Consider the following 10,302-nt stretch of genomic DNA (forward strand, 5'->3'; position numbering starts at 1 on the left):
GGTCTCTCAATAGAGGAGCCAGCAATCAATCGAACTACGACAAGGAAAGCTTTAGTTGCAGCTAAAGCCTGGGTCTCACATTACCCGAAACAGGGAAGTATTTGTAAATTAGGTGGGTTTATTATCCATACAAGCTAATTAATAAGGACAAAAAACAGTTGGCTGTTTTCGTTCCTCAACATTTTAGCCAACAATTTTTTGCCCATTATTAGGGCGTTAGTTTGCAAGGAAGTATCGTGCACATCGAATACATGAGAGATAAAAGCAAGGAAATGCCAATCATAGAGAATCCACTGGAGATCACGTCTATGACGATATGGCATTGCAATTATTTATCATTTTCCCAAATATCAGAATGCACAAACCTTGAACAACTCAATGTGGCTACATTGCCTGAAGGTGATTTTAATTTTCTGTTAAAGTGCACTAGTTTAAAGTTTCTTTCAATTACGCACTTACCAAACATATCAAACCTAGACTCACTTTCAGGTTTGCTCGAGCTAGAAACACTCTCATTATCAACTTTGCCAAGTTGGGATGCTTCGGGTAAAAAAACTATCGTTCATTCTCTTGAACCATTAGCTAAGTTACCAAATCTAAAATTTCTTGAATTGTTTGGTGTGGTTCCTGAAGCAGTTTCACTGGAATCGTTAAGTATTTTTCAACATTTGGAAAGTGCACGCTTTTCAAAGTACCCTAAGAAAATACTTAATCAGTTTTACAAACAATTTGAAGTCAGTGATAACTGGGCACCTGAATTTGAAATTGCAAACTAACAAGTTACTCAAAAGGACGCAAAACGCTTGGCTTGTGCGCCTTCGTCGCTAATTTTAGCCAAGCATTTATGCGCCCATTAGCAGGGCGTTAACTGCCAAGGAGTATCCAGTGCGTACTGAGATATTGGAAAATCTTAAAACTCTAGAAATTAAAGAGAACATTAAAATACTGTATGCATGTGAATCAGGCAGTCGAGCATGGGGATTCCCATCAGCTGACAGTGACTATGATGTTCGTTTTGTATATGTTCGAAATAAGGACTGGTACCTTAGAGTTGATCATGAATATTGTAGAGATGTAGTTGAAAAACCTATTAATGACTTATTAGATATCAGTGGTTGGGACTTGAAGAAAGCACTTAAGCTTCTTAGAAAATCAAACCCAGCTCTAATTGAATGGTTCAATTCGCCAATTGTCTATCAGCAAAATGATAAATTTACAGAGGCTTTTAAAGAGCTAATACCAATTCTCTATTCGCCACGCTCTTGTTTTTACCACTACTCACATATGGCCAGTGGAAATTTCCGAGAATATCTACAGGGTGAAACAGTAAGAATTAAGAAGTATTTCTATGTCCTTAGACCTATTCTAGCGATGCAATGGATCGAACAAGATCGCGGTGTTGTACCAATGGAATTTGAAGTGCTAGTAAATGAATTGGTGCATGATGAAAGCCTAAAGTCTGCAATTCAAAAGTTACTCGAAGATAAGCGTAAAGGTTTTGAAAGTGCATACCTCCCTCGAATTGATGTAATTAGTGACTTTATTAGCTCAGAGTTAGAAAGGTTTAAGGACAAAGCGCAAGAGCAACAAAAACCTGAAACAGATTTTAGTAAATTAAACCCATTCTTCATTGATGTTTTAAATGGCGAATATGGCAGTTAACAAGTTGCTTAAACGGAATAAAAACCGTTGGTTATCGCTTCGCGATTTTAACCAACCATTTTTATCCGCTTAGCAAGGCGTTAGGTATACACATGAGTCTTCTGCCAATGGCTGATGCAGTGTCCGATGAAAAGGACGTGAAAGAAGCTAAAAGGATCATTGCTGAAAAGCAATTAGTTGGTGCTGCCAACAACACAAAATGGAATGAACTCATCTCAGAAATGCGAGAACTCCCCAATCCACCTTGCTACCGAACTAAGGTAGTTAATGGCTACATATCGGGCTGGGATAGCGAATGGTATTATCACTTACCATTTCCACTACTTTGCGTCGAGTGGATCGATATAGAGCTAACTGAAAGTATATTAACTTTTGTGAGTAAAATTGGCTTTGAGTTCGAAACAACTAAATCAACAATCAGGATTTGGGGTTACTTTCCAAAGTGTTACGAGAGTTTTGGTGAAGAGTATACCTAACAAGAATTTAAAGCGGGACTGCTAACAGTTTGCTCGGTTTCGCTTCGCTACACATTTTAGCAAACTATTATCAGCCCTTAAATGGGCGTTAGGTGTTTTTCGAGCATGGAAGTTATCGAACGAGTTGAGATACTCGAAAATAATCAATTAATCGTTGTCTTAGCTAGTGGTGGCAATCCAAGATATCAGCATATCTATCGTGAAGGTGCTGAAGTGTATTGGGATAATGGTTTAAAAGCATTCACATCACCTCCACCTCGAAGCTGGAGTCATTCCGACTGGCTTCATCAAATTATAAACGTCACTAAAAATTGTAATATTAATTTAAGTTTTAATGATGAAACACTTTGGGTTAATATCCCAAACAACGTTAAAGAACAAATGGTTGTAGGTATAAACACCTAACAAGAGACTATGGCGTCAATAGCTAGTTTTGAGTTTTTGAGGCTTCCCACATTACATCATCTCTTAGCATGCAATTCAGTGTTACAATCATCTTGCTAATACAGGCAATTATTGCCTCTTTCTTTGGTCTTTGAAGCGACTAATATGTGGGTAAGTAATATGTGGGTAATTAATATGTGGGTCAGTGTACATTTTAATTTATTACCATACCTTTCCTAATCCCACGAGCGATTCTATACCCTTTGCGCTCACAAGCTTCTGTCCAGAACCATACTCGCTCTAAACCATTTATCTCCCCCACATGACTATATGCGAACAAATAAGTATGTTCGACACAGGTCGAACGCTACTTTTAAGCTAGAACAAATTACCAGCAATCTATTGCTGAGTTTGTGATATTTTAAAGTAATAAAAGACTGTTCAATTAAGTCATTAAAATAAACCTCAACTCTATGAATTATTGGGTATAAATGTATGTGGATAGCACTGACGATACTTGCGGCTTTTATGCAATCTTGGCGTAATGCATTTCAAAGCGAGCTGAGCCAGCAAGTGAAAGTCAGTGGTGTCACCTTGGCGCGCTTTATTTGGGCAGGTCCAATTGCTGCTTTATACCTTTTCAGCCTTTATCAATTTCAACCCAGTGAGCTTCCCAGTTTTAGTTATCAATTTTATGCTTTTGTCATTGGGGCATCTTTGATGCAAATTTTGGCTACGGGATTGATGGTTAAACTATTTCAGTTAAAGAACTTTGCTGTTGGTGCAGGGCTTGCGAAAAGTGAGGCCTTGGTCGCGGCGATATTAGGTGTGCTGTTTTTTGGTACGAGTCTGAGTTTGTTAGGCTGGATTGGTGTGATCATTGGTGCGGTTGCTGTAATGCTGTTAAGCACTCAACGGGGTGTTAAGCGTTTATCGCTCAATACCATAGTGCTTGGAATTGGCAGTGGGGTTGCGTTTGCGTTCACATCTCTTTGGGTACGAGAGGCAAGCTTGCTGCTCATGACTGACTCAGCGATGTATGACCCTATTCCATTTACCCATAGAGCTGCATGGGTGTTGTTATCTGTTATTGGTCTACAGACATTGATACTGGTCAGTTACCTTGGGATTAAAGACCGAGCGACATTACTGGCGCTTTGGCATAGACCAAGGTTAACGCTTTCAATCAGTGTGTGTAGCTGTATCGCTTCTATTGGTTGGTTTAGTGCAATGTCGTTGCAAGCTGTGCCTTATGTGAAAACCTTAGGTCAAATCGAAGTGTTTTTTACTATGCTCATTAGCGTATTTTGGTTAAAACAAAAAGTGAAGGTTAACGAAATATTGGGTTTAGTCTTAATAGCACTAGCTGCAATTTTGGTGATGTGGACTTAACATTTAGCTGCAGCTGACGGGGTAACCCCATCTGGGGGTTAATGCCTTATATTGATTTTAATTTGTTGTTTTTTCGTACTATACTAGCCTGAGTAAAACCAAGAAGTCTTATTCAGGGAGTGTTTTATGAATCACCTTGCTCGACAACTGAGTGTTGCCATAGGCTGCACTAGCCTCTTATTTACATTAAGTTCTAATGTTCACAGTGCCACTCTTTCGACAGAAAGTTTAGCGCCTGAAGGTAGTCAATTATCAGGCGCCGCAACTTTTACTCCCGAACAAGTTACCCCGCCTCAAGACAGTGAGTTTGATTGGCTACAGTTAACTTCGATGGAGCTGTTAAAAGGGGAAATAAAAAACCTGTATGATGATCAGCTTGAGTTTGAAAGCGATGAACTCGACACTCTTTTTATTGATTGGGATGACGTTAAAGTGCTGCAAAGTGCTGGCACGGTCAGCATTGGCTTTTTAGATTTAAGCACCCAAAGCGGACAGTTATTGGTGCGTGACGGTAAAATGTTTATTGATGGTAAAGAGTTTCAGCGAGAGCAAATTCTGACCATTATCGCAGGCGAGCAAACTGAATCTAATTACTGGTCGAGTAAAATTAGTTTAGGTGCCAACTTTAGATCGGGTAACACTGAGCAAATTGATTACAGTGCTATCGCGAAAACTAAACGCAGAACCACTGAGTCTCGATTTAATATTGACTATATCGGTAACTATTCTAAATCAGACAGTGAAGAGAAAATTAATAACAACCGTATTAATACCAACTTCGATTGGTTTTTATCTAAGCAGTTTTATTTGCGCCCTGTGTTTGCTGAGATTTATACCGACAAGTTTTTAAACATTGAATACAAGCTAACTTTAGGTTCGGGTTTAGGTTATAACATCATTGATACTTCGAAAACCGAGTGGAGTATTTCAGGTGGTCCAGCATATACCTATACTAAGTTTAATAATGTCGAAGCGGGAGAAAGCACAGACAGTAGCTCCGCAACTGTGGTAGTTGAGACGGTTTACGATACCGAAATAACCAGCGATATCGATTTTATCACTTCTTATCGGGTGCAATACGGTGATGATGATTCTGGTGGTTATACTCATCATGCTTTAGCGACACTTGAGATTGAGTTAACGGATATCTTCGATTTAGATTTATCGTTTGTCTGGGATCACACTGCGAGCCCTCAACCTGATTCTGACGGCAATACGCCAAAAGAAAATGATTACCAGTTTATCGTGGGTTTTGGTATCGATATCTAACCGTTTAATCGCTCTCGGTTAAAGTCAACGAATCATCAAATTAGGACCTATTGAAAGGTCCTTTTTTATGTCTGAAATTCTTGTTGTGACAATAATAATTAATACTCAGTTGGCTTACGAGTAAACCAAGTATTGCGCCCGCGAGAATATCGCCCAAATAATGATAATTTTGCAGTAATTGCCCTAAAACTACCGCCAACATCGCAAATATCCATATCAACTTAAAACGAGGGAAACATTGCCAAAACAACGATGCGAATGTAAACGTCAGTAGGGTGTGTCCTGACGGGAAAGAATGAAACCCTGCCGATAAAGAAAACGGATAAAATGCCTCTACGCCATGGGATATCCAAGAGAGGTTATTGTTAGTCCAAGTTTCTGGCCAAGTGCGGCCAAACACTATCTTGGCGCTGACTCTGATAATAGTGGCGTTGATTGCAACCAATAAGATGATATTTCTTAGATGATAAAGGCGCAGTTGATAGGGCTTAGTTAGGCTAAGCACAACGATGATGAAGGCCAAGATTTCCAGCACCAAAGGACTTTTGGATAATGACTCTAGCACAGCATGTGTTTGGCTTGAGTAGGCAAAGCTGGCTACTTTTACATGCATTACATGATGTATATATTCAGCTAGTGGGCGGTCAAAGTAGGTTATACAAAATAAAACCCCAAGCAGCATGCTGATATACCCTGCAACAATGGCGGGCTTGAAAGGTTGGCAAGTGGGCGTAAAAGTCGGTTTGGTCATAAGACTAAGGCAGCTTTTTATTAGTGAGTACAAGGCTGTTTATATAAGCTAAAGGCTGTTATCAATAAGTCTAGCGCCAATCCTATAGTGAGCTGACATCATCCACGAGTTGGTCATTCACAGGGGTAGCAATATGATGATACTTCGCCCGTGACGTGACATAGCCATTAATTTGATGTATTTCAGTTTGGCGTTGGTGCGCAATATCTTGATGCATTGAGGAGTAGTTATTCGCCGTCAGTGCGATAACCTGATAGACGTTTTCAACCATTGCTGGTTTGGATAGCATTACGCCGTCTGCATTAGCCACCATGATACATTCGTCGATAATATTATCTATGCGCGCTTGGTATTGCGGTTTAGCGAGTTGACCGTTACGGCACTGTTCTACGGCCGTAAGTGGATTAATCGCACAGTTGATGACCAGTTTTTGCCAAAGGGCTAAACGAATGTCCTCGCTTACGTGACAATCAGGTATTGCTTGGGTTAACAGTGCCAATTGCTTCTCTGTTAATTTTTTGCCTTTAAAATGGCCCAACATTGTCTTACCTGTACCGGTTTGACGCACATGAAGCTTGTTGCATTTTAATGCCGCTTGCGATGTTGTGCCAAGATAAAGGTTAATGTCGTCTCTTTGATGTTGCGCCAATAAAGTGAGGGTATCTAAATGCGGTCCCATGCCATTATGCAACAACAGCAATGTGCATTGCTGCGGCAAGTTATCGATGAGTGGCCTGATGGCATGCGTCACTTGATAAGACTTTACACAAACGATGATTAACGAAACTGAGGCAAGTTGAGTGTGAGTTATCGTGTTTACATCGCACATCATCCCTTCAATGATCTGTGTCTCGCTGGTGGCTTCCTTTGAAAAAGGTTCAAATGTCAGTGCGTGTTCTTTGATTAAATCCCTACCGAGTAATATCGGCTGAGTGAACTCAGATAACTGCTTGTAAACCAACATGCCGATGGCGCCAGCACCAAGAATGGCAACCGTAGGTTTAGTGGCGGCAACCGTTTTGGTTGTGTGAGGCTGAAGCATAATGGGCTCGCTTATTATACTTTTGAAGCACGTTTAGGGAGTAATTTAGCCGCTTGGTACTTTCTAAATACAAACAAAAATAGATAGAACAATGCAATCCCCAGTACGTCAGCGACCACATCGGCAACCGAGGCACTTCGGTAAGGTATTTGGGATTGGATAACTTCAATTAAAATCGCATAAGCAGTGAGGACAGAGCACATCCAATACCATTTAGGCTTAAACGCAAAGTAGGCGAGAAACGCCAACCCTAAAAAGCTGACCGTATGGCCGACTTTATCCATATTTGAGAAGGTAACTGGGTAATTAGGTTTGGAAAAGACTAAGTAACTCACCACAAGTACTGCGACTACAAATGCGCCTGTAAAAAAAAGTTTTAATTTCATGCTGTGGTTAACTTAGCTTGATGCAATATCGTTTCGATGCAGCAATGATAGAAAATACCACGATTAATGTCATTAACTTCCAGATAATTATTGTTTTCTATTTTATGGAGGGTTTGCCCAGTGGTGGAAAATGCTAGAATAGTGGCATCGTAAATAGGGGAGAATTCCAATGCCATCTATGGATATTGTGTCAGAAGTTGATGAAGTCGAACTACGTAATGCTGTCGAAAACTCACGTCGTGAGCTTGCTGGGCGTTTTGACTTTCGTGGTAAAGAAGCTGAAATCGAACATAAAGATAATGTGGTTACACTGAAAGCTGAAGATGATTTTCAGTGTCGTCAATTGGTGGATATTTTACGTATACAATTAAGTAAACGTAACGTTGAACCATCAGCGATGGAAGTGGATGAAAAGTCAGTTCATAGCGGTAAAACCTTCAGTTTAAAAGTAAAGTTTAAGCAAGGGATTGATAGTTTAATTGCCAAAAAGTTGGTTAAACAAATCAAAGACAGCAAATTGAAAGTGCAATCGGCGATTCAAGGCGACTCTGTTCGTGTGACGGGTAAAAAGCGTGATGATTTGCAAGCGGTCATGCGCTTAGCAAAAGAGTCCGAACTAGGGCAGCCTTTTCAGTTTAATAATTTTCGTGACTGATTAGTTTCAATTCGCTTATTTGAATGATGCAAGCGCCGTAGCCGTTAGAGGTTACGGCGTTTTTTATTATCTAAATCATTAATCGATAAAAATTCATTTTTTATTTAAGTTGTGAGCGTTTGTGGTCGCCTTGTTGCTGCACACCTTTCATTAAGACACTTTAAGATTCGCGTTATGAGCACTGCAAAAATGAAATTTGCCATCGATGATGGTTCTACCAATGTCAAAATCAGTTGGATTGAAAATGACAAAGTACATTGTGTGACTTCTCCTAATTCGTTTAGGAAAGATTGGAAAAGTGCTGCATTACTCAATGGAAAGAAGATATTTAATTATCAAATAGGTTCGACTAAATACACCTTTGATGCCACATCGGACAGAGCGTTATCAACCACTCATGTGGCATATCAGTACGATGATTTAAACCTATTGTCAGTGCATCATGCCTTACTACAAACGGGGGTAGCACCATGCCCTGTGAGCATTTTGGTCACCTTACCAATTACTGAATATTACAATGCGGATGATTGCCAAAAGAATGAAGCCAACATCGCCCGTAAAAAAGAAAACTTATTGCGTGAAATTTCGCTCAATAAAGGTGAGTTATTCGAGATAGTGGATGTTGAAGTGCTGCCTGAAAGCTTGCCTGCTGTGTTAACAACGTTAGTGGATTCTGGTATCAATGCCTTTACTAAATCGTTAGTCATTGATGTTGGTGGCACAACCTTGGATATGGGCGTGATCGTTGGTGAATTTGATGACGTGTCGAGTGTATACGGCAATGCCACTATCGGCGTATCTATGGTGACAGACGCCGCGAGAAAAGCCTTGGCAGCAGCTGATAGTGACGCAAGTTACTTGGTGGCAAATGAGCTAATTAAGCACCGTCATGACCGTGAGTTTGCTTGTGAAGTTATTAATGATTTAAGCAAAGTTGATTGGGTGCTTGAATGTATTGAGAACAAAATTCAAGAACTCGGTAATGCAATTGCTTATGAAGCCAAAACCTTTATGCGTAACCCTAACCGCGTTTATCTTGTGGGCGGCGGTGCTATGCTGATTGAAGAAGCTGTGCATGCCGTTTACCCAAGCTTAGGTGAAAAAATCGTGTTACTTGAACAGCCTCAAGAAGCCTTATCTCGTGAGATCTGTTGTTATCACGCAGCTTAATAGGTAACTTTTATGCGAATTCAGTGCACGTTTAATTTAGCGCCAGAGCTACATAAGCAACATAGCTTTGCTATTGATAATTTAAGAGCTTGGCAAGAAACGGAAAAAAGCCGTGGTGATGATAAAGATATTGCCCTTCAGCGGCGCAGTCACTTTCATCGAGACATCTACCTCAGCGGCCTTTATTTGCACAAAGTCTCGGCTGATTTACCTAGGCTTATTAGTGAGCAATATCATGTGGATGGCGTCAGTGCTGCTCGATTAATGAAGCAAATAAGCTTATTTGATGACACTGAAAGTGATCCTGCAATAGAGCCTGGCCTTGCCACATCGCATCAAGGTCTAGAGGAAGCTCAATGGCAACAGTTAGAAGCTATATTGGCAAGTCATCGAGAGGAAGTCTTAAAGCAGCAGGAGGCGAGTGCACAGCAAGAGCTTCAAGCGCAGCAAAGCTTGTATCAAAGCCATTTTGAAAAAATGCAGCTCAATACAACAGAAGCCGTTGGCGGATTAGAAGCGTCGCTGTGTGGCAAGCTTACCACTGAACTGCAAGAGACAATTAACAGTGCTGATATTAATCGTGCGCTAACGACATTAAGCGAGCAAGTAGCAGCGGTTGAACACAATAACCAAAAAATGCTATCTGCACTGACACAACAAATTGAATCAATGTCGGCAAGCTTGCCTGATAATATGCTTTCAGCTCAAGATGACCGTGTGCCATTCACTGATCTTCAAATTTCCATTGAGACTAATCAAAAAGCGATTCAGCAGTCTATTTTGCTATTACAACAACAGTTAACCAGCCAATTTCAAGCGGTAGCAGATAAGCTTAATCAAGGATTATCGGTCAGTGGCTCTCAAATGGGCGCTACAGAGCTGGCCGAGTCTCAGCTAACGTCTCAATTGGCTCGAGCCAGCAAAGTTAAGTCAAAAGGCTTGTGGTAACTGCAATGCTGTATATGTATGTCTAGTCCTAAAATAGGTTGACGGTTTTTGTTAAGCCAGTTGGTACTCCCTACTGGCTTTTTCATGCACCTCGTTTGGGGTTTTCATCCCTAAACTAAGATGCGGTCGTAATTCATTGTAAATTGCTACCGATTCCTTGACCAAGG

The 10,302-nt window shown here is 40.5% G+C and carries 12 protein-coding genes and 1 pseudogene; 9 read left to right on the plus strand and 4 right to left on the minus strand.

Annotation, left to right across the window (positions count from 1 at the left end; translation table 11 throughout):
• Positions 1-236 precede the first annotated feature (236 nt).
• From AB4128_RS20200 to AB4128_RS20215, 4 genes are all read left to right on the plus strand, one after another.
• Positions 237-776 (plus strand): hypothetical protein, encoded by a 540-nt coding sequence (locus AB4128_RS20200; RefSeq protein ID WP_156003164.1) that lies wholly within the window; start codon positions 237-239, stop codon positions 774-776.
• Between the two features lie 109 nt (positions 777-885).
• Positions 886-1,662, plus strand: coding sequence for a nucleotidyltransferase domain-containing protein (locus AB4128_RS20205; protein ID WP_372038742.1), 777 nt, complete (start codon positions 886-888; stop codon positions 1,660-1,662).
• Between the two features lie 92 nt (positions 1,663-1,754).
• Entirely contained in the window at positions 1,755-2,138 is a 384-nt protein-coding gene (locus AB4128_RS20210) for a DUF6678 family protein (protein ID WP_372038744.1), read from the plus strand.
• 105 nt (positions 2,139-2,243) lie between these two features.
• The gene (locus AB4128_RS20215) at positions 2,244-2,543 is read left to right on the plus strand and encodes a hypothetical protein (protein ID WP_080915120.1); all 300 of its coding nucleotides are present in this window, start codon (positions 2,244-2,246) and stop codon (positions 2,541-2,543) included.
• Between the two features lie 22 nt (positions 2,544-2,565).
• Here AB4128_RS20215 and AB4128_RS20220 read toward each other — a convergent pair.
• Positions 2,566-2,673: pseudogene (locus AB4128_RS20220) on the minus strand (IS110 family transposase); the annotation flags it as partial.
• Positions 2,674-3,017: 344 nt separating this feature from the next.
• On the opposite strand from AB4128_RS20220, the gene AB4128_RS20225 reads away from it, so the two are divergent.
• A complete protein-coding gene (locus tag AB4128_RS20225) occupies positions 3,018-3,914 on the plus strand; it encodes a DMT family transporter (protein WP_065108953.1) in 897 nt (298 codons plus the stop codon).
• Between the two features lie 126 nt (positions 3,915-4,040).
• Positions 4,041-5,183, plus strand: coding sequence for a YdiY family protein (locus AB4128_RS20230; RefSeq protein WP_055024357.1), 1,143 nt, complete (start codon positions 4,041-4,043; stop codon positions 5,181-5,183).
• 40 nt (positions 5,184-5,223) lie between these two features.
• Here the strand turns inward: AB4128_RS20230 and AB4128_RS20235 are convergent, their stop codons facing one another.
• The 3 genes from AB4128_RS20235 to AB4128_RS20245 form a co-directional block, all read right to left on the minus strand.
• Positions 5,224-5,934 (minus strand): phosphatase PAP2 family protein, encoded by a 711-nt coding sequence (locus AB4128_RS20235; RefSeq protein WP_372038746.1) that lies wholly within the window; start codon positions 5,932-5,934, stop codon positions 5,224-5,226.
• An 82-nt stretch (positions 5,935-6,016) separates the two neighbouring features.
• On the minus strand, positions 6,017-6,976 hold the full coding sequence (locus AB4128_RS20240) for a ketopantoate reductase family protein (protein ID WP_372038748.1): 960 nt from the start codon (positions 6,974-6,976) through the stop codon (positions 6,017-6,019).
• Positions 6,977-6,990: 14 nt separating this feature from the next.
• Entirely contained in the window at positions 6,991-7,362 is a 372-nt protein-coding gene (locus tag AB4128_RS20245; RefSeq protein ID WP_119968843.1) for a VanZ family protein, read from the minus strand.
• Between the two features lie 169 nt (positions 7,363-7,531).
• Between AB4128_RS20245 and AB4128_RS20250 the strand changes: the two genes are divergently transcribed.
• From AB4128_RS20250 to AB4128_RS20260, 3 genes are all read left to right on the plus strand, one after another.
• The gene (locus AB4128_RS20250) at positions 7,532-8,017 is read left to right on the plus strand and encodes a YajQ family cyclic di-GMP-binding protein (RefSeq protein WP_055024353.1); all 486 of its coding nucleotides are present in this window, start codon (positions 7,532-7,534) and stop codon (positions 8,015-8,017) included.
• 174 nt (positions 8,018-8,191) lie between these two features.
• The gene (gene parM / locus AB4128_RS20255) at positions 8,192-9,187 is read left to right on the plus strand and encodes a plasmid segregation protein ParM domain-containing protein (RefSeq protein WP_055024352.1); all 996 of its coding nucleotides are present in this window, start codon (positions 8,192-8,194) and stop codon (positions 9,185-9,187) included.
• 12 nt (positions 9,188-9,199) lie between these two features.
• Positions 9,200-10,135, plus strand: a complete 936-nt coding sequence (locus tag AB4128_RS20260) for a hypothetical protein (RefSeq protein WP_372038750.1) — start codon at positions 9,200-9,202, stop codon at positions 10,133-10,135.
• Positions 10,136-10,302 lie beyond the last annotated feature (167 nt).

Source organism: Shewanella sp. 10N.286.52.A9 (assembly GCF_041468985.1).
GTDB lineage: Bacteria > Pseudomonadota > Gammaproteobacteria > Enterobacterales > Shewanellaceae > Shewanella > Shewanella japonica.